Source organism: Streptomyces sp. NPDC030991 (assembly GCF_055571235.1).
In genome coordinates, this window is record NZ_JBVIFR010000007.1 from 195,802 (window position 1) to 219,393 (window position 23,592).

The 23,592-nt window shown below is 69.7% G+C and carries 20 protein-coding genes, 5 tRNA genes and 1 pseudogene; 10 read left to right on the forward strand and 16 right to left on the reverse strand.

The window, feature by feature from the left end; translation table 11 throughout:
* Nucleotides 1–122 precede the first annotated feature (122 nt).
* Nucleotides 123–356, forward strand: coding sequence for an Lrp/AsnC family transcriptional regulator (locus ACZ45E_RS15855; RefSeq protein ID WP_383270803.1), 234 nt, complete (start codon nt 123–125; stop codon nt 354–356).
* A 20-nt stretch (nt 357–376) separates the two neighbouring features.
* Nucleotides 377–886: a DUF3515 domain-containing protein gene (locus tag ACZ45E_RS15860; RefSeq protein WP_468221125.1), complete on the forward strand. Its 510-nt coding sequence runs from the start codon at nt 377–379 to the stop codon at nt 884–886.
* A gap of 103 nt (nt 887–989) precedes the next feature.
* Here the strand turns inward: ACZ45E_RS15860 and ACZ45E_RS15865 are convergent, their stop codons facing one another.
* The 3 genes from ACZ45E_RS15865 to ACZ45E_RS15875 form a co-directional block, all read right to left on the reverse strand.
* Nucleotides 990–2,150, reverse strand: coding sequence for a D-alanine--D-alanine ligase family protein (locus ACZ45E_RS15865; protein WP_468221128.1), 1,161 nt, complete (start codon nt 2,148–2,150; stop codon nt 990–992).
* Between the two features lie 143 nt (nt 2,151–2,293).
* Nucleotides 2,294–3,304 (reverse strand): NAD(P)H-dependent glycerol-3-phosphate dehydrogenase, encoded by a 1,011-nt coding sequence (locus ACZ45E_RS15870; protein ID WP_468221130.1) that lies wholly within the window; start codon nt 3,302–3,304, stop codon nt 2,294–2,296.
* Nucleotides 3,301–4,062, reverse strand: coding sequence for a lysophospholipid acyltransferase family protein (locus ACZ45E_RS15875; RefSeq protein ID WP_468221132.1), 762 nt, complete (start codon nt 4,060–4,062; stop codon nt 3,301–3,303). The genes ACZ45E_RS15870 and ACZ45E_RS15875 overlap by 4 nt, the downstream gene beginning before the upstream one ends.
* A 134-nt stretch (nt 4,063–4,196) precedes the next feature.
* Between ACZ45E_RS15875 and cofC the strand changes: the two genes are divergently transcribed.
* Nucleotides 4,197–4,829, forward strand: coding sequence for a 2-phospho-L-lactate guanylyltransferase (cofC, locus tag ACZ45E_RS15880; protein WP_468221135.1), 633 nt, complete (start codon nt 4,197–4,199; stop codon nt 4,827–4,829).
* Between the two features lie 13 nt (nt 4,830–4,842).
* Nucleotides 4,843–5,046, forward strand: a complete 204-nt coding sequence (locus tag ACZ45E_RS15885) for a hypothetical protein (protein ID WP_468221137.1) — start codon at nt 4,843–4,845, stop codon at nt 5,044–5,046.
* 112 nt (nt 5,047–5,158) lie between these two features.
* On the opposite strand, the gene ACZ45E_RS15890 is transcribed toward ACZ45E_RS15885, so the two are convergent.
* From ACZ45E_RS15890 to leuC, 4 genes are all read right to left on the reverse strand, one after another.
* Complete coding sequence (locus ACZ45E_RS15890; protein ID WP_468221139.1) at nt 5,159–5,824, reverse strand: HU family DNA-binding protein; 666 nt, start codon at nt 5,822–5,824, stop codon at nt 5,159–5,161.
* 132 nt (nt 5,825–5,956) lie between these two features.
* Nucleotides 5,957–6,196, reverse strand: a complete 240-nt coding sequence (locus ACZ45E_RS15895) for an SCO5555 family protein (protein ID WP_468221141.1) — start codon at nt 6,194–6,196, stop codon at nt 5,957–5,959.
* Nucleotides 6,197–6,482: 286 nt separating this feature from the next.
* On the reverse strand, nt 6,483–7,076 hold the full coding sequence (leuD, locus tag ACZ45E_RS15900; protein ID WP_468221142.1) for a 3-isopropylmalate dehydratase small subunit: 594 nt from the start codon (nt 7,074–7,076) through the stop codon (nt 6,483–6,485).
* 6 nt (nt 7,077–7,082) lie between these two features.
* Entirely contained in the window at nt 7,083–8,513 is a 1,431-nt protein-coding gene (gene leuC, locus ACZ45E_RS15905; protein ID WP_468221144.1) for a 3-isopropylmalate dehydratase large subunit, read from the reverse strand.
* Nucleotides 8,514–8,698: 185 nt separating this feature from the next.
* Here leuC and ndgR point away from each other — a divergent pair, with 185 nt between their 5' ends.
* The gene (ndgR, locus tag ACZ45E_RS15910; protein WP_324767461.1) at nt 8,699–9,415 is read left to right on the forward strand and encodes an IclR family transcriptional regulator NdgR; all 717 of its coding nucleotides are present in this window, start codon (nt 8,699–8,701) and stop codon (nt 9,413–9,415) included.
* A gap of 164 nt (nt 9,416–9,579) precedes the next feature.
* Here the strand turns inward: ndgR and ACZ45E_RS15915 are convergent.
* From ACZ45E_RS15915 to ACZ45E_RS15955, 9 genes are all read right to left on the reverse strand, one after another.
* Nucleotides 9,580–9,652: transfer RNA gene (locus ACZ45E_RS15915), tRNA-Glu, on the reverse strand.
* A 40-nt stretch (nt 9,653–9,692) separates the two neighbouring features.
* Nucleotides 9,693–9,764: transfer RNA gene (locus ACZ45E_RS15920), tRNA-Gln, on the reverse strand.
* Nucleotides 9,765–9,807: 43 nt separating this feature from the next.
* A tRNA-Glu gene (locus tag ACZ45E_RS15925) sits at nt 9,808–9,880 on the reverse strand.
* A 62-nt stretch (nt 9,881–9,942) separates the two neighbouring features.
* A tRNA-Glu gene (locus ACZ45E_RS15930) sits at nt 9,943–10,015 on the reverse strand.
* 42 nt (nt 10,016–10,057) lie between these two features.
* Nucleotides 10,058–10,129: transfer RNA gene (locus ACZ45E_RS15935), tRNA-Gln, on the reverse strand.
* A gap of 89 nt (nt 10,130–10,218) precedes the next feature.
* Complete coding sequence (locus ACZ45E_RS15940; protein WP_468221147.1) at nt 10,219–10,938, reverse strand: HAD family hydrolase; 720 nt, start codon at nt 10,936–10,938, stop codon at nt 10,219–10,221.
* 229 nt (nt 10,939–11,167) lie between these two features.
* The gene (gene gltX, locus ACZ45E_RS15945) at nt 11,168–12,652 is read right to left on the reverse strand and encodes a glutamate--tRNA ligase (RefSeq protein WP_468221148.1); all 1,485 of its coding nucleotides are present in this window, start codon (nt 12,650–12,652) and stop codon (nt 11,168–11,170) included.
* A complete protein-coding gene (locus ACZ45E_RS15950; RefSeq protein WP_468221150.1) occupies nt 12,645–13,430 on the reverse strand; it encodes a fumarylacetoacetate hydrolase family protein in 786 nt (261 codons plus the stop codon). The genes gltX and ACZ45E_RS15950 overlap by 8 nt, the downstream gene beginning before the upstream one ends.
* Before the next feature lie 71 nt (nt 13,431–13,501).
* Nucleotides 13,502–13,675: a hypothetical protein gene (locus tag ACZ45E_RS15955; protein WP_468221153.1), complete on the reverse strand. Its 174-nt coding sequence runs from the start codon at nt 13,673–13,675 to the stop codon at nt 13,502–13,504.
* A gap of 557 nt (nt 13,676–14,232) precedes the next feature.
* On the opposite strand from ACZ45E_RS15955, the gene ACZ45E_RS15960 reads away from it, so the two are divergent.
* The 5 genes and pseudogenes from ACZ45E_RS15960 (at nt 14,233) to ACZ45E_RS15980 (ending at nt 23,592) form a co-directional block, all read left to right on the forward strand.
* Entirely contained in the window at nt 14,233–18,315 is a 4,083-nt protein-coding gene (locus ACZ45E_RS15960; RefSeq protein WP_468221155.1) for a sensor histidine kinase, read from the forward strand.
* Between the two features lie 9 nt (nt 18,316–18,324).
* Nucleotides 18,325–18,738, forward strand: coding sequence for a roadblock/LC7 domain-containing protein (locus ACZ45E_RS15965; protein ID WP_356494565.1), 414 nt, complete (start codon nt 18,325–18,327; stop codon nt 18,736–18,738).
* A gap of 183 nt (nt 18,739–18,921) precedes the next feature.
* Nucleotides 18,922–19,335, forward strand: a complete 414-nt coding sequence (locus ACZ45E_RS15970; RefSeq protein WP_468221157.1) for a DUF742 domain-containing protein — start codon at nt 18,922–18,924, stop codon at nt 19,333–19,335.
* Nucleotides 19,316–19,906 carry a GTP-binding protein gene (locus ACZ45E_RS15975; RefSeq protein WP_404218549.1) on the forward strand — a complete coding sequence of 197 codons (591 nt, stop codon included), beginning with the start codon at nt 19,316–19,318 and terminating at the stop codon, nt 19,904–19,906. The genes ACZ45E_RS15970 and ACZ45E_RS15975 overlap by 20 nt, the downstream gene beginning before the upstream one ends.
* 372 nt (nt 19,907–20,278) lie before the next feature.
* Nucleotides 20,279–23,592, forward strand: a pseudogene (locus ACZ45E_RS15980) (nitrate- and nitrite sensing domain-containing protein).

Sequence of the window (23,592 nt, forward strand, 5' to 3'; positions counted from 1 at the left end):
CGGGCCGCCGTGCACACGGCGAGTACGCCACAGCCACCCCGGGTCTCCCCGCGACGAGCGGCGACGCGATACCGTGGCGTCCCTTCTCCCCACATGATCCTCGTGGCCGCCCTGGAGGTTCCGTGGTACAGGCGTACATCCTGATCCAGACCGAAGTAGGCAAGGCGTCGACTGTCGCCGAGCTGATCGCGAAGATTCCGGGAGTGATCCAGGCCGAAGACGTCACCGGTCCCTACGACGTGATCGTCCGGGCCCAGGCCGACACCGTCGACGAACTGGGTCGGATGGTGGTTGCCAGGGTCCAGCAAGTGGACGGCATCACGCGCACTCTGACCTGCCCGGTCGTCCACCTGTAGCCCCCGTCTACCCTGTGCCGGTGAACTCTTTCCGTCACCGGCTCCGCACTGTTCTCGGGCTGCCCGCGCTCTGCCTGCTGATCGGCGCAGCGGGCTGCTCCTCAGCGGACGGCGGCGCGTCGGTCGTGGTTCCCCGTCCGGGCGCGACGGCCTCGAAGCTGTGCGAGAACCTGGACAAGGTTCTGCCGTCGAGGATTGACGGCCTGAGCCGCGAGGACCCCGAGCCCGCGTCCACGTTGACCGCGGCCTGGGGAGGCAACGCGATCATACTGCGCTGTGGGGTCGCGCAACCCCCCAAGATGATCGATCCGAAGGTGGCCGAGGGCACCGACCCCGACGCCGTCGCCGGTGGGGTGAACGGGGTCGACTGGTTGATGGAGGAGCAGGACGACGGGTCGTACCGGTTCACCACCGCCGGCCGGAAGGCGTATGTCGAGGTGAGTGCGGAGAAGGGCCGGGACAGTTCCGGTGCTCTCGTGGACCTGGCCCCGGCCGTGAAGAAGGCGATCCCCGAAGGAATCGCCTCCTGAGGAGCGAAGGAACCGTCTCCTGGCGAACGGTGCCGAACAGCGTCGAGCAGTGCCGAACGGTGTCGAGCCGTCTGTGGAACGGAGGAACAGAGCGTCCGGAGTGTCAGCGCAGGCCCGTGGGGCGGCGTAGTGCGGCCTGGAGCAGCCGGTCCACCAGCTCCGGGTAGCTGACGCCGCTCTCCTGCCACATCCGCGGGTACATCGAGATCGGCGTGAAGCCGGGCAGCGTGTTGATCTCGTTGATCACGAACTCGCCGTCCTCCCCGAGGAAGAAGTCCGCCCGCACGATGCCTTCGCAGGACACGGCGTCGAAGGCGGCCACGGCGAGCCGCTGGACCTCCGCCGTCTCTTCCGGGGTGAGCGGCGCGGGCACGATCCCGGCGGCGGAGTCGATGTACTTGGCCTCGAAGTCGTAGAAGTCGTGGGCCTGTACCGGCGGGATCTCGGCCGGGACGGAGGCCCGCGGCCCGTCCTCGAACTCGAGCACGCCGCATTCGATCTCGCGCCCGGCGATCGCCGCCTCGATGATGACCTTCGGGTCGTGGGCGCGGGCGGTCTCCATGGCCTCGTCGAGCGCCTCGAAGGACTCGATCTTCGTGATGCCGATCGAGGACCCGGCGCGCGCGGGCTTGATGAACAGGGGCCAGCCCTGTTCGCCGACGAAGTCGGCGATGCGCCGTCGCGCGCCTTCCTGGTCGAGTTCCCACTCGCGCGGCCGGACGACGAGGTACGGCCCGACCTTCAGTCCGAAGGACGTGAAGATCCGCTTCATGTACTCCTTGTCCTGGCCGACGGCCGAGGAGAGCACACCGCAGCCGACGTAGGGCGTGCCGGACAGGTCCAGGAGGCCCTGGATCGTGCCGTCCTCGCCGTAGGGTCCGTGCAGTACCGGGAAGACGACGTCGACGTCGCCGAGTGCCTTGGGCACGGCGCCGGGTTCGGTGTAGACGACCTCGCGCGAGGCCGGGTCGACGGGCAGCACCACGCCGCCCTCGGGCGAATCCGCGAGGTCGGCGACGTCCGGCACCCTGCGATCGGTGATGGCCATGCGCTCGGGATCGTCCGTCGTCAGCGCCCAGCGCCCCTCGCGCGTGATGCCGATGGGCAGCACGTCGTACTTGGAGCGGTCGATGGCGCGCAGCACGGCGCCGGCGGTGACGACGGAGACGCCGTGTTCGGAGCTACGACCACCGAAGACGACGGCGACCCGCGGCTTCTGTCCGCTCGCGCCGCTCGTACCGCTCGCAGAGGACGCTGAGGACACCGAAGACGCCGAAGACGCCGAAGACGCCGAGGACGCTGAAGACGCAGGGCTCTGGGGGAGGTTCTCGCTGCTCATATCGCGTTGAGCGTACCTGCTGGTAGTACGGGAGTCAGCGTCCGCAGAGCCTTGTCGCTCGGCGTCGCTCAGCGTCGCTCGGGCTTGGCGGAGCGCGACATCAGCTCCTTGACGGCGACGACCGGGGGCTTCCCCTCGTGGACGATGCCCACGACCGTCTCGGTGATCGGCATGTCGACGCCGTGGCGGCGCCCCAGGTCCAGTACGGATTCGCAGGACTTGACGCCCTCGGCGGTCTGCTTGGTGACCGCGATGGTCTCCTCCAGCGTCATGCCCTTGCCGAGGTTCGTGCCGAAGGTGTGGTTGCGCGACAGCGGCGACGAGCACGTGGCGACGAGGTCGCCGAGTCCGGCGAGCCCGGCGAAGGTCAGCGGGTCGGCGCCCATGGCGAGCCCGAGCCGGGTCGTCTCCGCGAGCCCGCGCGTGATGAGCGAGCCCTTCGTGTTGTCGCCGAGACCCATGCCGTCGGCGATGCCGACGGCGAGCCCGATGACGTTCTTGATGGCGCCGCCGAGCTCGCAGCCGACCACGTCGGTGTTGGTGTACGGCCTGAAGTACGGGGTGTGGCAGGCGACTTGGAGGCGCTGTGCCACGGACTCGGCGCGGCAGGCGACGACCGCGGCGGCGGGCTGGCGGGCGGCGATCTCCCGCGCGAGGTTCGGTCCGGTGACGATCGCGATGCGGTCCTCGCCGACCCTCGTGACGTCCTCGATCACCTCGCTCATCCGCATCGCCGAACCGAGCTCGACGCCCTTCATCAGCGAGACGAGCACGGTGTCGGGGGCGAGCTGCGGCGCCCATGCGGCGAGGTTGCCGCGCAGCGTCTGCGAGGGCACGGCGAGCACGGTGAACTCGGCGTCCGCCGCGGCCTCCGCCACGTCTGCCGTCGCCCGTACGCTCGCGGGGAGTTCGACGCCGGGGAGGTAATCCGGGTTGGTGTGCGTCGAGTTGATGGCGTCGACGAGTTCGGCGCGCCGGCCCCAGAGCGTGACCTCGCACCCCGCGTCCGCGAGCACCATGGCGAAGGCCGTGCCCCACGATCCGGTCCCGAAGACTGCGGTCTTCACGGGTCGCGTCACTTGCTCTCCTCCGAACTGCCGCCCTGCGCCTGCAACTTGCGGCGCTGCTCGATGCGCGCCTCACGCGGGTCGTAACGCTTGCGCGGGGCCTTCTCGCCGCGCAGCTCCGCCACCAGCGAGGTGATGTCGGTCATGATGGCCTCGGTCGCCTCCTTCAGGAGGTCCGGGGTCATTTCCTTGTCGTAGAAGCGCGTCAGGTCGACGGGCTCACCGGCAAGGACGTGGTGCGTCTTGCGCGGAAAGAAATGCGGCTTCTTCGCATAGGGCGCGAGCGCTTCGGTGGCGCCCCACTGGCCGACGGGAATGACCGGGCACTGTGTCTGCAGTGCGACGCGCGCGACGCCGGTCTTAGCGGTCATCGGCCACAGTTCGGGATCCCGGGTGAGCGTTCCCTCCGGATAGAAAGCGACGCACTCACCGCGTTCCACCGCGGCGATCGCGGCGCGGAAGGCGCTGAGCGCGTTCGTCGACTCGCGATAGACGGGAATCTGTCCGGTGCCACGCATCGCGGCGCCCACGAAGCCCTTGCGGAACAGACCGTGCTTGGCGAGGAATCGCGGGACCCGCCCGGTGTTGTACTGAAAGTGGGCGTAGAGGAACGGGTCCAGATGCGAATTATGGTTCACGGCGGTGATAAATCCGCCATCGGCAGGAATGTTCTCCATTCCGCGCCAGTCCCGCTTGAACAGAACCACCAGGGGCGGTTTGCAGAGGACCGCAGCGAAGCGGTACCAGAAGCCGATTCTGCGGCGGGACACTCGGACACCTTCCTCTAGGACCTGGCAGGTGCACCCGTCGGGCCGCACAAGTGTCGCCCCAGGCCACCGGTCTGTCGAGAACACCGTACGCCCGCCCGAACCGCCTCACCTCATGCACAGGTCACAATAGGCAGGTGCAGTGGACCCTGGTGATACCGCTGAAACCGCTGGTGCGGGCCAAGAGCAGGCTGGCGCCCGCTGCTGGGGACCTGCGTCCGGGCCTCGCGCTGGCGTTCGCGCAGGACACCGTGGCCGCCGTGCGGGCGTGTTCGGCGGTGCGCGATGTGGTGGTCGTCACGGACGATGCCCGCGCGGGCGATGAACTGGCGGCTCTGGGCGCGGGCATCGTTCCCGACACTCCCCGGGCCGGACTCAACGCGGCTCTCGCGCACGGTGCGGGGTTCGTGCGTTCCCTTCGTCCCGACGCGCCCGTGGCGGCGCTGAACGCGGATCTTCCGGCGCTTCGCCCCGCCGAATTGGCCCGTGTTCTCGGCGCGGCCGCAATATTTCCCCGGGCATTTCTGCCGGATGCCGCCGGAATCGGCACCACACTCTTGTCCGCGTCGCCCGGCACGGAATTGCTTCCCGCATTCGGTACGGCCTCGCGCGCCCGGCACGCGGCGTCCGGCGCCGCGGAACTCGCCCTCGACGATGTCGGCTCCGTACGCCAGGACGTGGACACCGGCGACGATCTGCGCACCGCGCTCGCCCTGGGCGTGGGCCCGTACACGGCGCGGGCCGCGGCCGGGCTGCTGACGCTGGACTGAGTACGCTGCCCCTATGCAGGCCACCGCGTACACGTACGACCCCGATTCCCGCTCCGGCAGCGTCCTTCTGGACGACGGCACGCCGATGCCGTTCGACGCCGCCGCCTTCGACGCGGGCGGGCTGCGCCTGCTGCGGCCCGGGCAGCGGGTGCGCATCGAGGTCCGGGGCGAGGGCGAGGCGCGGCAGATCGCGCTCGTGACCCTGCAGACCTTCTGAACGGACCGGACCTTCCGAACGGTCCGGCCGGCCCGGCGCCCTGGACATGCCGCGGGCCGGGCTCCCCGAGGGGAGCCCGGCCCGGCGCGTGAGCAGCCTGTGGCGTACGCCCTTACTTCTTGCGGGCGGTGGCCTTCTTGGCGGTGGTCTTGCGCGCCGTCGACTTCTTGGCGGGCGCCTTCTTGGCCGTGGCCTTCTTGGCGGGGGCCGTCTTCTTCGCGGTGGCCTTCTGCGGCGTGGCCTTCTTGGCGGGGGACGCCTTCTTGGCCGTGGCCTTCTGCGGCGTGGCCTTCTTGGCGGGGGACGCCTTCTTGGCCGTCGTCTTCTTCGCCGCGGCCGTGGTCTTCGCGGCGGTCTTCTTCGCCGTGGCCGTGGTCTTCTTGGCGGCGGCCTTCTTGGCCGTCGTCTTCTTGGCCGCGGCCTTCTTGACCGTCGCCGAAGCGGCGCCCGTCAGGCTGCCCTTGGGCGCCTTCTTGACCGCGACGTCGTTCTTGGGGAGCTTCTTCGAACCCGCGACGAGGTCCTTGAAGCCCTGGCCCGCACGGAAGCGCGGCACCGACGTCTTCTTGACCCGGACGCGCTCACCGGTCTGCGGGTTGCGGGCGTAACGAGCCGGACGGTCGACCTTCTCGAACGAACCGAAGCCGGTGACCGAAACGCGGTCACCGTTGACCACGGCACGGACGACGGCGTCGAGTACCGCGTCGACGGCGTCGGCGGCCTGCTGACGGCCACCGACCTTGTCGGCAATCGCTTCTACGAGCTGCGCCTTGTTCACGTCTTCCCCTTCGGAGACATTGCCGGAGCGAATCTCTTTCGATCCGGCTTTTTCGCACGTTAGGCAGATATATACCGCAAATCAAACATGAAACGGGCTAATCACCCTTGTGCCGCAACGAACTCGGCCGTCTCAGAGTTCCTCTTCAGTGCCAGCGCCCTCTTCGAAGTCGTCGAGGTCCGCACTGAATCGCTCCAGACGTCCGGCCGCACCGGCGAGATCATGTTTGGCCGCGGCCGTAATGGCCAGCAGCTTCCGGGTCAGCGCCATCCGTACGCCCTCCGGGACTTGCAGTGCGCGCACTCGGGCGTGCGCTTCCTTGAGTTGGTTCGCGACCGCCATGTACATCTGGAGTTGGCCGTCGTGTTCCATGCACAGATTGTGCCATCTGGGGCGAGTTGTCGCCTCCGCAGGGGGTAACTCCCGCCCCGCAAGGGCCTCCTGAGCCCTCGCGCGGCGTGCCCGCCCAGAGCAGCACCGATGCCCGCGTACCCCGCGAACACCCCTGATATACACGGGAGTTGAGAGGCCCTGGAGATCACCCGTACGGGGCCGTCCGGCGCCGTGGGAGGCGGACACAGAAGTACCCCCAACCGTTGCACGATTGGGGGTACGGGTCCTGGGGATGTGGCCTGAATGCGCCTTGCCCAGCGGCGGATCAGACCTGGATCGTCCGCGGTTTGTGCGCGGGCCGGTTCGCCTCGTAGGCAGCGATGTCGCTCTCGTTGCTCAGCGTGATGCTGATGTCGTCGAGACCGTTCAGCAGCCGCCAGCGGGAGTTCTCGTCCAGGTCGAAGGAGGCGGTGATCCCCTCGGCGCGAACCTCTCGCTCCTGGAGGTCGACCGTGATCTCGGCCTGCGGGTCGCTCTCCACCAGATCCTGGAGCGCGTCCACGATCTTCTGGTCCAGGACCACGGTGAGCAGCCCGTTCTTGAGGGAGTTACCGCGGAAGATGTCGGCGAAACGGGCCGAGATGACGGTCTTGAAGCCGTAGTTCTGCAGCGCCCACACCGCGTGCTCACGGGACGAGCCGGTACCGAAGTCCGGGCCGGCCACCAGCACCGTGGCACCCTCGCGCTCGGGTTTGTTGAGCACGAACTCGGGGTCCTTGCGCCAGGCCTCGAACAGCCCGTCCTCGAACCCGTCCCGCGTCACCTTCTTGAGCCAGTGAGCAGGGATGATCTGGTCGGTGTCGACATTGCTGCGGCGCAGCGGGACGGCCCGGCCGGTGTGCGTGGTGAATGCTTCCATGGCTGATCAGACTCCAGCGGGCGTACGGGCGTCGGCGTCGGACAGGTCGGCCGGGGAGGCCAGATGGCCCAGCACGGCCGTGGCGGCGGCGACCTGGGGCGAGACCAGGTGCGTACGGCCGCCCTTGCCCTGCCGGCCCTCGAAGTTGCGGTTGGAGGTGGACGCGGAGCGCTCGCCGGGGGCGAGTTGGTCCGGGTTCATACCCAGGCACATCGAGCAGCCCGCGTGCCGCCATTCGGCGCCGGCCTCCTTGAAGACCTTGTCCAGGCCCTCGGAGACGGCCTGCAGACCCACCCGCGCGGAGCCGGGCACGACCAGCATCCGTACGCCGTCGGCGACTTTGCGGCCCCCCACGATCTCGGCGGCCGCGCGCAGATCCTCGATGCGACCGTTGGTGCACGAACCTACGAAGACGGTGTCGACCTTGATGTCGCGCAGCGCCTGCCCGGCGGTCAGCCCCATGTACTCCAGGGCCTTCTCGGCGGCGAAGCGCTCCGAAGCGTCTTCGTACGAAGCCGGGTCGGGGACCTCCGCGGAAAGCGGCGCGCCCTGGCCGGGGTTGGTGCCCCAGGTGACGAACGGCGAGAGCTCCTCGGCCTTGATGAAGACCTCGGCGTCGAAGACCGCGTCGTCGTCGGTGCGCAGCGTCTTCCAGTACGCGACGGCGGCGTCCCACTCCTCCCCGGCGGGCGCGTGGTCGCGGCCCTGGAGGTAGTCGAAGGTGGTCGCGTCGGGGGCGATCATGCCGGCGCGGGCGCCCGCCTCGATCGACATGTTGCAGATGGTCATGCGGGCTTCCATCGAGAGCTTCTCGATGGCGGAGCCGCGGTACTCCAGGATGTAGCCCTGGCCGCCGCCGGTGCCGATCTTCGCGATGATCGCCAGGATCAGGTCCTTGGCCGTGACGCCCTCGGGCAGGTCGCCGTCGATCGTGATCGCCATGGTCTTCGGGCGGGCCATCGGCAGGGTCTGGGTGGCCAGCACATGCTCGACCTGCGAGGTGCCGATGCCGAACGCCAGCGCGCCGAACGCGCCGTGGGTGGAGGTGTGCGAGTCGCCGCAGACCACGGTGGTGCCCGGCTGGGTCAGGCCCAGCTGCGGTCCCACCACGTGGACGACGCCCTGCTCGACGTCGCCCAGGGAGTGCAGGCGGACGCCGAAGTCGGCGGCGTTCTTGCGCAGCGTCTCCAGCTGTACGCGCGAGACCGGGTCGGCGATCGGCTTGTCGATGTCGAGGGTCGGGGTGTTGTGATCCTCGGTGGCGATGGTGAGATCGAGGCGCCGCACCTGGCGGCCGGCCTGCCGGAGGCCGTCGAACGCCTGCGGGCTGGTCACCTCGTGCAGCAGGTGCAGATCGATGAAGAGGAGGTCGGGCTCGCCCTCGGCGCGCCGGACGACGTGGTCGTCCCAGACCTTCTCCGCGAGTGTCCTACCCATCGCTTTCCCTTCGACCGACCAGGTGCGCCGGCCCAACTAGAGATTCGGATCGCCGTCGTTCGTACCCCTCGTACCGGACGTCGGCCGCCGGGCCCGTTGGTCCCCGGGCCGGTCTCCGTACAGAGTGGCAAGTTCCACGGAAAATTGAACTTGCGTTTCACAGAGTGAGACGGGAGTATCGACGCATGGACAACAGTAGCGGCGTCGGCGTTCTGGACAAGGCAGCCCTTGTCCTGGGCGCTCTGGAGTCCGGGCCCGCGACCCTCGCAGGACTAGTAGCGGCCACCGGACTGGCAAGACCGACGGCCCACCGCCTGGCGGTGGCCCTGGAACACCACCGCATGGTGGCGCGGGACATGCAGGGCCGTTTCATTCTCGGCCCGCGTCTCGCGGAGCTGTCGGCGGCGGCCGGCGAGGACCGACTGCTCGCGACGGCGGGCCCGGTGCTGACGCATCTGCGGGACGTCACGGGCGAGAGCGCGCAGCTCTATCGCCGCCAGGGCGACATGCGCATCTGCGTCGCCGCGGCGGAGCGGCTGTCCGGGCTGCGGGACACGGTTCCGGTCGGTTCGACGCTCACGATGAAGGCGGGTTCGTCCGCGCAGATCCTGATGGCCTGGGAGGAGCCGGAGCGCCTGCACCGCGGTCTCCAGGGCGCCCGCTTCACGGCGACGGCCCTGTCGGGCGTACGCCGCCGGGGCTGGGCCCAGTCGATCGGTGAGCGGGAGCCGGGCGTCGCGTCCGTCTCCGCGCCGGTCCGCGGTCCGTCGAACCGGGTGGTGGCCGCCGTCTCGGTCTCCGGTCCCATCGAGCGCCTGACCCGCCACCCGGGCCGCATGCACGCCCAGGCCGTCATCGACGCCGCGGGCCGTCTCTCCGAGGCGCTGCGCCGCACCGGCTGACGCGCGAACCCTCCCGCTTTCCCTGCCAGTTCCGGCCGGTCGCTCCAACGCCGCAGCGACCGGCCGGAGTTGTGTCCAGCGTGGGTGCCTACCGGCATAAGTGGGTGCCTACCGGCATACGCGAAGAGGCCCTTCCCGCGACGGGAAGGGCCTCTTCTTTGACGTACCCCCGACCGGATTCGAACCGGCGCTACCGCCTTGAGAGGGCGGCGTGCTAGGCCGCTACACAACGGGGGCCCTGCGGATCAGATCCGCGGTTGCAGATGAGCTCTGCGAGCTGGCCTACCAGGACTCGAACCTAGAATGACGGTACCAGAAACCGTAGTGTTGCCAATTACACCATAGGCCATGGTGGTTTAGACCAAAATGGTTCAACCCGAAGATTCAACCCGTACCCCCGACCGGATTCGAACCGGCGCTACTGCCGTGAGAGGGCAGCGTGCTAGGCCGCTACACAACGGGGGCCCTAGCGATCCTGCATCAAAGTCGGCGGGAGCTACCCGTACCGTCCTCGCGGGAAGGATCTGTACCCCCGACCGGATTCGAACCGGCGCTACTGCCGTGAGAGGGCAGCGTGCTAGGCCGCTACACAACGGGGGCGTTGTGGATCTGGGATCCACGGTTGCAGATGAGCTCTGCGAGCTGGCCTACCAGGACTCGAACCTAGACTAACGGAACCAGAAACCGTCGTGCTGCCAATTACACCATAGGCCACCAGAACGCAAACCCTGGCTGGATTTTTGTTCGGCTTGCGCTTCCGGGTCCCGGCCTTGCGGCTCGCTTCCCTCGGCGCAGGAAGAACATTACCCGAAGGTCTCCGGCGCTCCAAAACGGGTATCGCGGGCCAGCAGCGGGGGCAGCTGGTCGAGCCCGGTGATGCGGACCAGCTCGGGGCGGCCACCGGTCCCGGCGCGGTCCAGCCAGATGCCGGCCAGCCCCGCCTCGACCGCTCCGCGCGCGTCGGTGTCCGGCTGGTCACCCACGTACGCGACCTCGTGCGGGGCGAGACGCAGCTGGTCACAGACGGCGTGGAAGGCGGCGGCCGCGGGCTTCGCGACGCCCAGTTCGGCGGCGCAGACGAGCGCCTCGAAGCGGTCGCGTACGCCGAGGACACGGAGTTTGCGGTCCTGGTTGTGGAGCGAGGAGTTGGAGAGGACCGCGTGGCGGTAGCCGGCGGCGAGGGTGTCGAGGGCGGGCACCGTGTCCGGGAACAGGTTCCAGGCCGCCTCGTAGTGGCCGAGGTAACGGGTGAACCAGGCGTCGGCCGCGGTGTCGTCCAGCGCCTCCCCCACGAAAGCCCGCACCCGGTCCCTGCGCTGCCCCTCCCAGTCCGACTCCCCCGCCTCGAAGCGGGCCCAGTGCTCGCGGGTCAGCGTCTTCCAGCGGACGAGTGCCTGCTCGACCGTCCCGAAGGCGTGGAGGAGCCCCTCGACGGCGAGGTGGGCGCGCATGCCGGTCGCGTCAGCCGTGGCGTAGTCGAAGAGCGTGTCGTCGACGTCCCAGACGATGGCTTTGATCGGCATGGCCCAACACTAGGCGCCGGGCCCCGGACCGGGCGCGAACAAGCCCAACTACGGTGCTTCCGAGTAGAGCGCCTTCGCGGGTGCTGACTAGACCGCGCGGGTCATCTGGAGCGGGGGGGGGGGGGGGGGGGGGAAAAAAAAAAAAAAAAAACCCCCCCCCCCCCCCCCCCCCCCCCCCCCCCCCCCCCCCCCCCCCCCCCCCCCCCGCTCAGGCACGTACGGCTACCGGCTACGCGGCGAGCTTCGCCAGGGCCGCGTCGATGCGGGTCAGGGTCTCGTCCTTGCCCAGGATCTCCAGGGACTCGAAGAGGGGCAGGCCGACCGTGCGGCCGGTGACCGCCACGCGGACCGGGGCCTGGGCCTTGCCGAGCTTGAGGCCGTGGGCCTCGCCCGCCGCCAGGACCGCTTCCTTGAGGGACTCCGGGGACGTCCAGTCCGCCGACTCCAGCTTCTCGCGGGCCGTGCGCAGGAGGGCGTCGGAGCCTTCCTTCATGGCCTTGGTCCAGCTGGGCTCGTCGAAGACGGGCTCGGGGAGGAAGAGGAAGTCGACGTTGGCGGTGATCTCGGAGAGGACCTTGAGGCGGGTCTGGGCGTGGGGGGCGATCGCCGCCCACTTCGCCTCGTCGAAGTCCTCCGGCGCCCAGGGGGCGAACGGCGCCTTCAGCCAGGGCGCGCAGCGGGCCGCGAAGTCCTCGGGGTCGAGCAGGCGGATGTGGTCGCCGTTGATCGACTCGCACTTCTTGAGGTCGAAGCGGGCCGGGTTCGGCTGGACGTCGGCGACGTCGAAGGCCGCCACCATCTCGTCGATCGAGAAGATGTCGCGGTCCGCGGAGAGGGACCAGCCGAGGAGCGAGAGGTAGTTGAGCAGGCCCTCGGGGAGGAAGCCGCGCTCGCGGTAGAGGTTCAGCGACGACTGGGGGTCGCGCTTGCTGAGCTTCTTGTTGCCCTCGCCCATGACGTACGGGAGGTGGCCGAAGAGAGGCGTCTGCTTGGCGATGCCGAGGTCCTTCAGCGCCGCGTACAGGGCGATCTGGCGCGGGGTGGAGGAGAGCAGGTCCTCGCCGCGCAGGACGTGGGTGATCTCCATCAGCGCGTCGTCGACCGGGTTGACCAGCGTGTACAGCGGGGCGCCGTTGGCGCGGACGATGCCGTAGTCCGGGACGTTCTCCGGCTCGTACGTGATGTCACCGCGGACCAGGTCCGTGAAGGTGATCGTCTCGTCGGGCATCCGGAAGCGGACGATGGGCTTGCGGCCCTCGGTCTCGTACGCCTGCTGCTGCTCGGCGGTCAGCTCGCGGCAGTGGCCGTCGTAGCCGGACGGCTTGCCGGCGGCGCGGGCCGCGTCGCGGCGGGCGTCCAGCTCCTCCGTTGAGCAGTAGCAGTGGTAGGCGCGGCCGGCGGCGAGGAGCTTCTCCGCGACCTCCTTGTAGAGGTCCATGCGCTGCGACTGGCGGTACGGCGCGTGCGGGCCGCCGACCTCGGGGCCCTCGTCCCAGTCGAAGCCGAGCCAGCGCATCGAGTCGAGGAGCTGGTTGTACGACTCCTCGCTGTCGCGGGCCGCGTCGGTGTCCTCGATGCGGAAGACGAGCGTGCCCTTGTTGTGGCGCGCGAAGGCCCAGTTGAACAGGGCCGTGCGGACCAGGCCCACATGCGGGTTGCCGGTGGGGGAAGGACAGAAACGGACGCGGACGGGGAGGGAGGGTGCGCTAGCCACGCTTGACAACCTTGTTGGTGAGAGTGCCGATGCCTTCGATGCTGACGGCGACCTCGTCGCCGATCTGCAGGGGGCCGACCCCTTCCGGGGTGCCCGTGAGGATGACGTCGCCCGGGAGGAGGGTCATGGCCTCGGAGATGTTGGCGATCAGATCCGCGATGGACGTGATCATCTGGGACGTGGAGCCGAGCTGGCGCTGCTGCCCGTTGACCGTGCACTGGATGCCGAGGTCGGAGGCGGCCGCCACGTCCAGGTCCGTCTCCACCCAGGGGCCGAGCGGGCAGGAGGTGTCGAAGCCCTTGGCGCGGGCCCACTGCTTCTCGCGCTTCTGTACGTCGCGGGCGGTCACGTCGTTCGCGGCGGTGTAGCCGAGGATCACGTCGTTGACGCGCCCGGGCGGGACCTCGCGGCACATACGGCCGATGACCACGGCCAGTTCGGCCTCGTGGTGCAGCTCCTGCGAGAAGGAGGGGTACTGGATCTCGTCGCCGGGTCCGATCACGGACGTGGACGGCTTGAAGAAGGCGAAGGGGGCGTCGGGGACCTCGTTGCCCAGCTCCCTGGCGTGCTCCGCGTAGTTGCGGCCGAAGGCGATCACCTTGTTGGGGAGCACGGGCGGCAGCAGCCGGACCTTGCTCAGCGGGACCTTGGTGCCGGAGAGCTCGAAGTCCGCGAAGGGGATGCCCTTGATGATGTCGAGGACGAGCTCGTCTGGCTTGTCGCCCTCGACCGCGCCGAAGGCGACGTTCCCGTCGATGGAGAATCTGGCGATGCGCACGGGTGGCTGCGCCCCTCATTCTTGCGTTGGGCCCGGGTGGGATGTGACCGGTCCAGGCTAACGCGGCGCCCCTACTGCGGCTTCTCCATAAGGATGGTGCGCTTCGGGTTGGCCGTGTTCGTCGGCAGCTCGCGGGTGTGCTCCGGCACGAGCGGCCCGGCCTTGATCTCGTCGGCGTCCTTGAGGTGCGCGAGGGTGGTGCGCCGCGGGTTGGCGAGGTTGAGGAACATCGTCGTCGTCTTCATGGCTGCGCTCGGGACCTTCTCGGTTGTCGGTAGGACCGTCTATGTAAAGCGTCAGGCTAAACATCTGATTCCCGCCGAAAGGCGTGAAGTTATGATCCCGAGTATGTGAGTTTGCTCACGAGGGGCCACTCAAATGGGACACTTCGGGCCGCCAACTCACCCCCCGGAAACGGACATTGCATCACTGAAGCCATCATTCCGCTCCCGATCATCGCGACTGGGACACCCCCCGCCCGTACGGGGAACGTCCGCGAATGCCCCGTTTCCCGTAGATCACTTTCTACGTCTCGTGACTCTCCCCTCACACGGCGTCACGGGGGACGAGGCGCATCCCTCGGCCCTTGTTGGAGATCCTGCACTGTGCTGAAATTCCCGGGACCGCCGCGGGACGGACCGGCGCACCAGGGCGCGACTCAGCGCCGAGCTGCGGCGGGGAGGGGAACCAGCGCCGGTCACTCACGACCACAGGGGGGCGTTCAGGTCGCCCTTCGAACTACGCCGACACCGTCTTGCCCGCGTATGCGGACGGGACGCCTGGTCCAGAGGTTGCGACGCTAGTGCAGGGACGTAAGAACAGGGATGGCAGCGCTGCGGCGGAGCCGGAGCCGCGCGGCGGGACCGGCCCGATAACAGGCGGCTCCCAACCCCCGCACGCCCAGAACCCGGGGCGCACGGCGTCCGTCGACGCCGGTGAGCGCGACGGGCGCGGTTCGGCGCCCGGCGGTTCGGCCACGCCCGCGCCGGCCTCGGCCAAGCCCAAGGGAGCCACGGGGCCCGGACCGCGAATAGCCCTGCGCAACTGGCGTATCTCGACCCGTCTGGTGGCGCTGCTGACGCTGCCCGTGGTCGCCGCGACGAGCCTCGGCGCGTTGCGCATCTCGGAGTCCCTGGACGACATCCAGCAGCTCGACAACATGAAGCTGCTGACGGAGATGACGAAGCAGGCCACCGACCTGGCGTCGGCGCTCCAGGAGGAGCGCGACCAGTCGGCTGGGCCGCTGTCCGTCAATCCCAAGGCGACCGACGACTTCAGCATCAAGGCCGCACGGTCGAAGACGAACCGTGCCCGCGACACGTTCTTGCAGAGCACGACCGACATCGAGGGCGACAGCAACAGCCTCAGCGGTGTCCGCGAGCATGCCGTGCAGATCGCTCACGAGCTGATCAGCCTCAACAAGATCCGGCAGGGCTCCTACGCCAGCAAGACCAACTCGTCGCAGACGGTCGAGGCATACGCCCGCATCATCGAGCAGTTGTTGTCCCTGTCCACCGACATGGCGCAGGCCACCAGCAGCCCCGAGATGATCCAGCGGACTCGCGCCCTGGCCGCGTTCTCCTCGGCCAAGGAGTACGCGTCCGAGCAGCGTGCCGTCATCGCGGCGGCCCTGCCGCCCAACAGCTCGACCTTCGGCTCGATCTCGGAGACGGACCGCCAGTACGCGCTCGCGGCGTCCGAGAACCAGGACTCTCAGATCGACTCGTTCCGCAGCGTCTACGGCGACGTCGCCGCGCAGGAACTGCTCAAGCCCCTCGAGGAGAACAACGCCACCATCAAGGCGGCGGACAGCTACGCCGAGCGGGTCCTGACCAAGCAGGACGGCATCAAGACCCAGGACAAGCGCTCCTACAAGGACTGGGTCGACGCGGACAGCTCCCGTATCCAGGAGATGTCCAAGATCGAGCTGACGCTGCTCAACCAGATGGAGCAGCAGGCCCGCGAGCTGCGCAACTCCTCCGAGCAGTCCGCGATCATCAACGGCGCGCTCATCCTGATCGTGCTCGGCGTCTCCCTCGTCGGCGCCTTCGTCGTGGCCCGCTCCATGATCCGCTCGCTGCGCCGGCTCCAGGACACCGCGACCAAGGTCGCCCAGGACCGCCTGCCCGAGCTGGTCAAGCAGCTGTCCGAGTCCGACCCGCAGGACGTCGACACGTCCGTGGAGTCGGTCGGTGTGCACTCCCGGGACGAGATCGGCCAGGTGGCCGCGGCCTTCGACCACGTGCACCGCGAGGCCGTCCGGCTCGCCGCCGAGCAGGCCCTGCTGCGGGGCAACGTCAACGCGATGTTCACCAACCTCTCGCGCCGCTCCCAGGGTCTTATCCAGCGCCAGCTCTCGCTCATCTCCGAGCTGGAGTCCCGCGAGGCCGACCCGGACCAGCTGTCCTCGCTGTTCAAGCTCGACCACCTCGCGACCCGTATGCGGCGTAACGGTGAGAACCTGCTCGTCCTCGCCGGTGAGGAGCCCGGTCGCCGGTGGACGCGGCCCGTGCCGCTCGTCGACGTGCTGCGTGCCGCCGCGTCCGAGGTGGAGCAGTACGAGCGCATCGAGCTCTCCTCGGTGCCCACGACCGAGGTCGCCGGCCGCGTCGTCAACGACCTCGTGCACCTGCTCGCCGAGCTGCTGGAGAACGCGACCTCGTTCTCGTCGCCGCAGACCAAGGTGAAGGTGACCGGTCACGCGCTGCCCGACGGGCGGGTGCTCATCGAGATCCACGACACCGGTATCGGCCTCTCCCCCGAGGACCTCGCCGCGATCAACGAGCGGCTCGCCTCGCCGCCCACCGTGGACGTGTCGGTCTCGCGCCGCATGGGTCTGTTCGTGGTCGGCCGGCTGTCGCAGCGGCACGGCATCCGCATCCAGCTCCGGCCCTCCGACTCCGGTGGTACGACCGCGCTGGTCATGCTTCCCGTGGATGTCGCCCAGGGCGGCAAGAAGGTTCCCGGTCAGGCCGGTGCCGGTGGTCCGGCCGCCGCGCCGGGTGCGGCCGGGGTCGCCGGTGCGCGGCGCGGTGTCGCGCCGGGGGCCGGTGGCGGCGTCGCGAGCCGTCTCGGTGCCGGGCCGGGCGCGGCGCGGCCGCAGGTCGGCGCGGGTGCCGGTGGCGCCCGGGCGGCGCTGCCCGGCCGGGACGGTGGCGCCCAGAACCCGCAGGGCCCGCACGGCCCGATGAACCCCCAGGGTCCGCAGAACCCGCAGGGCCCGCGCGATGCCGGGCCGCAGCGTGGTCCGCAGGGCCCGCAGAATCCTCAGGGTCCCCAGCGTCCGCAGGCCCCCCTGCCCGCTCGCACCCAGCAGAATCCGCAGAACCAGCAGAACCCGCAGGCCCCTCAGCGCTCGCAGAACCCGCAGGCCCCGACCGGTTCCGGCACCGGTGCCTTCAACGGCGTCGGGCAGGGCCCGGTCCCGCCGCAGCAGCGCACGCACAGCGACCCCGCCGAGAAGCAGGGCCGGCGCCGTCCGGTGCTGCCTCCGCGCGGCGGCCCGCGTGCCGAGCTGCCGGGCGGCAACCCGCAGCCCCGGGTGCCGAGTTGGAGCGACGAGAACGCGCAGCCGCAGCTCGACGCGCCGCGCGGTCATGACGAGCCGGACTCGACCTCGCAGTTCCCGCAGATCCAGGGCGAGCACCAGGGTCCGGGTGCCACGGCCGAGTTCGCCCGCCCCGAGTACGACGCTCCGCTGCCCGGCCAGGACCAGGGCCAGGGTCAGGGCACCGGCCAGTTCGTCCGCTCCGATGTCTTCGGCGGCGTACCGAACGGGAACGGTGGGCCGGGTGCCGGTGCCGGCGCCGGTGCTTTCCGGGACGGCGGCCTGCCGGGTCGCCAGGACCCGTCCGGCACGGGCCAGTACGAGCGCCCGCAGGACGTCTCCCACACCGGCCAGTACGAGCGCCCCCAGGACCCCTCGAACACCGGCCAGTACGAGCGGCCGCAGGACCCGTCGAACACCGGTCAGTACGAGCGGCCTCAGGACCCCTCGAACACCGGTCAGTACGAGCGCCCCCAGGACGACTCCTACACCGGTCAGTACCAGCGCCCGCAGGACGCGTCCGGTGCCGGTCAGTTCAACGGCCTGCACCAGGACCCGTCCGGCACCGGCCAGTACGAGCGGCCCCAGGACGCCTCGAACACCGGCCAGTTCAGCGACCAGTACCAGCGTCCGCAGGACCCGTCCGGCGCCGGTCAGTACGACGGCCTGCACCAGGACCCCGCCAACGCCGGCCCGTACGAGCGTCAGCGTGGTGGCGGGCAGGACCAGGGCATCCCGGCGCAGCCGCAGCAGGAGTACCTGCCGCCGGCCGGACCGGGCGACGGCCGTACGCCGCTGTACGACACGCTCGAGACGAACTGGTTCCACGGCCAGCAGAGCCAGGGCCAGGCGCAGAGCCAGGCTCCGGGGCAGGGCCAGGCGCCGAACCAGGGTCAGGGTCAGGCTCCGGGTCAGGAAGCGCAGCACGGGCAGGCGGGGCGTCCCCTGCCGCAGCGCGGCGCTCAGCCCGCCGCCCCCCTGGGCGGTCCGCGGCGTCCGCAGGCTCAGGCACCGGCTGTCCCCGACTCCGGCCAGAACCAGGCCAATTGGCGTCAGTCCCCCAACGACGAGCTGATGCGTCAGGCCGAGCGGGTGCGCAAGCCCGCCGCGGGCGGCGTCACCGTCTCGGGTCTGCCGCGTCGTGTGCCCCGGGCGAACCTCGTGGCGGGCACGGCTCAGGAACAGCAGAACCAGAGCGGCCCGCAGGTCTCACGCGCACCCGACGAGGTGCGGGGACGGCTGACCAATCTCCGTAGGGGCATCCAGCAGGGCCGGCAGGCCGGCACCACCGGTCAGACCGGCAGCTACCCCCGCCCCACTCACCAGCAGGAGCGTTAGTTGAGCCAGATGAGCCAGGCGGCACAGAACCTGAACTGGTTGATCACCAACTTCGTGGACAACACGCCGGGTGTCTCGCACACGGTCGTGGTGTCCGCGGACGGGCTGCTGCTCGCGATGTCCGAGGGCTTCCCGCGCGATCGCGCGGACCAGCTCGCGGCCGTGGCCTCGGGTCTGACCTCGCTCACCGCGGGGGCCTCGAGAATCTTCGAGGGCGGCCCGGTGAATCAGACGGTCGTGGAGATGGAGCGCGGCTTTCTCTTCATCATGTCCGTCTCCGACGGATCATCGCTCGCCGTGCTCGCGCACCCGGACTGCGACATCGGTCTCGTGGGGTACGAGATGGCGCTCCTCGTCGACCGGGCGGGCGCCGTGCTCACCCCGGACCTGCGCGCGGAGCTGCAGGGCACCCTGCTCCACTGACGGGGGTGACGACCGGTAACCCCGGTCACACCTGAAGTCTGGCGCATCAACAGCCCCGGAATCCAGAGAAGTCACGTAATCCCCTCCCGATCTGCGTCCCGTCACCGTATGGCCGTCACAATCCCCCCACCGGCCCACCCTCAGACGGCAGGCCCCCCGCCCGCCGTCCCGCCCGGAGGATCCATGACCCCGCCCACCGCTCCTCACGATCCGTACGGCAGTGCAGCCGCACACGACGCCTACGGTTTTGAGGGCGACCAGCCGCTGGTCCGCCCGTACGCGATGACCGGCGGCCGGACCCGGCCGCGCTACCAGCTCGCCATCGAGGCGCTCGTCAGCACGACCGCCGACCCGGCGGCCCTGGTGACGCTGCTCCCCGAGCACCAGCGCATATGCCACCTGTGCCGCGAGGTGAAGTCGGTCGCCGAGGTGTCGGCCCTGCTGTCGATGCCGCTGGGGGTGGCCCGGATCCTCGTCGCCGACCTGGCCGAGGCCGGGCTCGTCGCGATCCATCAGCCGGGTGGCGACGAGAACAACGGCGGTGCGCCGGACGTGACTCTGCTCGAAAGGGTGCTCAGTGGACTTCGGAAGCTCTGACGGCGCCACGGGGGCCGCTCCCCGTTCGACCACCTCGGCCAAGATCGTGGTGGCCGGTGGCTTCGGTGTCGGCAAGACCACGTTCGTGGGTGCTGTCTCCGAGATCAATCCGCTGCGTACCGAGGCCGTCATGACCTCGGCGAGCGCCGGTATCGACGATCTGACCCACACCGGGGACAAGACGACCACGACGGTCGCCATGGACTTCGGCCGCATCACGCTCGACCAGGACCTGATCCTGTACCTGTTCGGCACGCCGGGCCAGGACCGTTTCTGGTTCATGTGGGACGACCTGGTGCGCGGCGCGATCGGTGCCGTCGTCCTCGTCGACACGCGCCGTCTCGCCGACTGTTTCCCGGCCGTCGACTACTTCGAGAATTCCGGCCTGCCGTTCGTCGTGGCCCTCAACGGCTTCGACGGGCATCAGCCGTACAACCCCGAAGAGGTGCGGGAGGCGCTGCAGATCGGCCCCGACACCCCGATCATCACCACGGACGCCCGACACCGTGCGGATGCAAAGAGTGCGCTGATCACGCTGGTGGAGCACGCGTTGATGGCTCGGCTCAAATAGACAGAAACAGCCCGAAGTCAGCCATCAAGTGGCTCAATCCGTACGGTAGTTGTCGTAGGCCCTTCGGAGGCCCCTGTGGCCTTTGACACGCGGGGCCTCCGCGTTCATAACGTTTCGACAGAGAATTCCGGGTGTGCCGACACACGTCGCGCACACCCGGTTCCACTGTGCTCACAAGAGCCCCGCCTTTTGGCGGGGCTCGCTCTTTATGACCGTTTTATCTGGGGCATACATCACGGGGAGGTTCCGCTTCCGACTGTTTGGAAGTGCGCCGTCTGACGTGCTGGAATGCGCTGAACTGCCCAGTAAGAACGGGCCTGGAGACATACCGCGGCACAACGTAGGTGCCGACGCCGAGAGGTTGTTGGTCGAGTGAGGCGAAGCAAGAGCAGTCCCGAGCCGGCATCGGCGCGGGGCAACTTCACCCCGCCGCCGCGCACAGCGGCGCAGGCCGCCCCGGTCGAGGCGCCGGAGCCGTCGGGCGGCCGGATGTCGCCGCGCAACTGGCGCGTGCCGACCAAGCTGAACGCGATCCTGCTCATCCCCGTCCTCGTGGGCCTGGTCATGGGCGGATTCCAGGTGAAGAGCTCGATCGACACCTGGCACGAGGCCGAGGACGCCGAGAGCACCGCGCGGCTCGTCCAGGCATCGCTCACGTACGGCAACCGCCTGGTCGAGGAGCGCGACGTCTCCGCCGCTCCGCTGCTCCAGGGCAAGAAGAACGACCCGAAGGTCGTCAAGGCCCGCGCGGCGACGAACGCCGCCGCCGCCGAGTTCCACGCCGCGGCGAAGAACATGCCGCCCAAGGAGGGCCTGGAGCGCCGCATGGCGCAGTTCACCCAGGTCGAGGGCGGCCTGGACAAGCTGCGCGCCGCCTCCTACACCTCCAAGCTGCCCGGCGTGTCGACCGAAGAGGGCTACGTCGCCATCCAGCACCCGCTGATGGAGTTCGCCAACGAGCTGGGCCTCGGCACCGGCAACATCACCAGCTACGGCCGTACGGTCTACGCGATCTCGCTGTCGAAGGCCGCGCTCTCCCTGGAGCGCTCCATCGGCATGCACCTGCTGGTGAAGCCCGGCCCGACCATGACCACCTTCGCCAAGCAGCGCACCGCGCTCGGCAGCTACGCCTACCTCGAGGGCATCGCCATCGAGGAGTACAAGGGCGGTGGCACGCCCCAGGACCTCAAGAAGCTCGACGCCACGATCGCGCAGCTGAAGAAGGACGGCGCCAAGCAGGCCGCCGCCGCCAAGGCGAAGGACCCCAGCTACGTCCCGCCGCCCGCCGACACCACCGAGATGGTCGGCGACATCGTGGCGCTCCCCAGCACCCAGCCCAGCGCCCGGCTGGCCATCGCCCAGAAGGGCGTGACGGCCGAGAACTGGTGGGCGGTCAACACCGCCAAGTTCGACGCCTACCGGAAGATCGAGTCGGACCTCGCCGACAAGGCGGTGGCCGAGGCCTCCGGCATCGCCGACGACGCCAGGCAGCAGGCGATCATCACCGGCGCCGCCGTCGTGATCGCCCTGCTCGCCGCGTTCATCATCGCCGGGATGATGGCCCGCCAGATGTCCCGCTCGATGCGCCGCCTGCGCTCCGCCGCCTTCGACGTGGCCGAGCAGCGCCTGCCGATGCTGGTCGACCAGCTCTCGCGCACCGAACCGGGCCGCGTGGACACCCGTATCCAGCCCATCCCGATCACCACCAGGGACGAGATCGGCGAGGTCGCCCGCGCCTTCGACCAGGTCCACCGGGAAGCGGTCCGGCTCGCCGCCGAGCAGGCCCTCCTGCGCGGCAACATCAACGCGATCTTCACCAACCTGTCGCGCCGCAACCAGTCGCTGATCGAGGGCCAGCTGACCCTCATCACCGAACTGGAGAACAACGAGGCCGACCCGGACCAGCTGGAGAACCTCTTCCGCCTGGACCACCTCGCGACCCGTATGCGCCGCAACGGCGAGAACCTCCTGGTCCTCGCGGGCGAGGAGCCCGGCCGCCGCTGGGACCAGCCGGTCCCGCTGGTCGACGTCCTGCGCGCCGCCGCCTCCGAGGTGGAGCAGTACGAGCGCGTCGAGCTGTCCGGCGTCCCCGAGGCCGACATCCACGGCCGCGCGGTCACCGACCTCGTGCACGCGCTCGCCGAGCTCCTGGAGAACGCCACGACGTTCTCCTCCCCGCAGACCAAGGTCCGCGTCACCGCGACCCGTCTCCCCGACGGCCGCATCATGATCGAGATCCACGACAAGGGCATCGGCCTCACCGCCGAGGACTTCGCGGACATCAACCACAAGCTGGCCAACCCGCCGACCGTGGACGCCGCGATCTCCCAGCGCATGGGTCTGTTCGTGGTCGGCCGCCTCGCCGACCGGCACGGGGTCCGGGTCCAGCTGCGTCCCTCGGGCGAGCAGGCGGGCACGACCTCGCTGGTCATGCTGCCCGACGCGATCACGCACGGCGGTGGCGGCCAGCAGCAGCAGAACGGCTCCGAGTACGGCGAGTTCACCGTCTCGACGATGATCCCGGAACAGCCGGCGTTCGAGAAGGAGCCGCTGCGCACCGCGGCCGAGCTCGGCTTCGACGACAGCCGCTACGAGGTCCCGGACGACCCGCGCGAGCTGGACCCGGTCGGCCGCTCCCTGATGCGGGAGGAGCGGCGTGCGGCCCTTGAGGCGCAGGCACAGGGCCAGGAGGGCGAGGACGACCGCCCGCTCTTCCGCGACGAGGTCGGACCCCAGCACTCCCGGCCCGGCCAGCCGCACCAGCCGCACCAGCCGCACCAGCCGTCGTACCCCGAGCAGTCCGCGTACGACGGTCAGCAGCTCGGTTACGACCCTCAGCAGCAGATCTCCTACGACAATCAGGGCCAGGGCGTCTACGACGACCGGCAGCAGGGCGCGTACGACAACCGGCAGCAGAACGGGTACGACGGTTTCCCGCCCGCGCAGCCGACCTTCGACGGTGCTCAGCAGGGTGCGTACGAACAGGAATACGCTCCGCAGAACGGCTATGCGGAATCCCCCCGGGACTCCTACAACGCCTTCGAGGAGCCCGTCCGGCAGGCCGACTGGCAGACGCGGGACGGCTACCAGAACGACTTCCAGGCCCCGTACTCCCCCGAAACGGAATCCGCGCAGGCCACTGACGCGGCGGGCCGGGAGAGCGTAGGCTTCGGCCCGGGTGCCTCCACCGGTCCGGGGGCGACGGCCGGCCCCTCCCCCTCCGTCACGCACGATCTGACCGACGCGGGTCTTCCGCGCCGCGGCGCCGGCGCCCCGCAGCACCAGGAGCCGGCGCAGGAGCCGGGCCAGGACCAGTCCGCGGAGCCCGCCACCGGCGACACCAGCTGGCGCTCGGCCAACGACGAGCGGTGGGGGCGCGCGGAGCGGCTGAAGGAGCCGAAGGCGGGCGGCGTCACCGCCTCCGGTCTGCCGCGCCGGGTCCCCAAGGCCAATCTGGTCGAGGGCACGGCGGAGTCGACGCCGCAGGGCGGTCCCCAGATCTCCCGCGCCCCCGAGGACGTGCGGGGCAGGCTGAGCAATCTGCGCCGCGGTGTGCAGCGCGGGCGCAGTGAAGGCAGCAGTGAGCAGCAGTGACCGTAGCGAACGTAGCGACCGCAGTGACGAAGAACGGCCAGGACAGCGGGTATCCCGGTGGCCCTGACAGCACCTACAACCAGGAGCGTTAG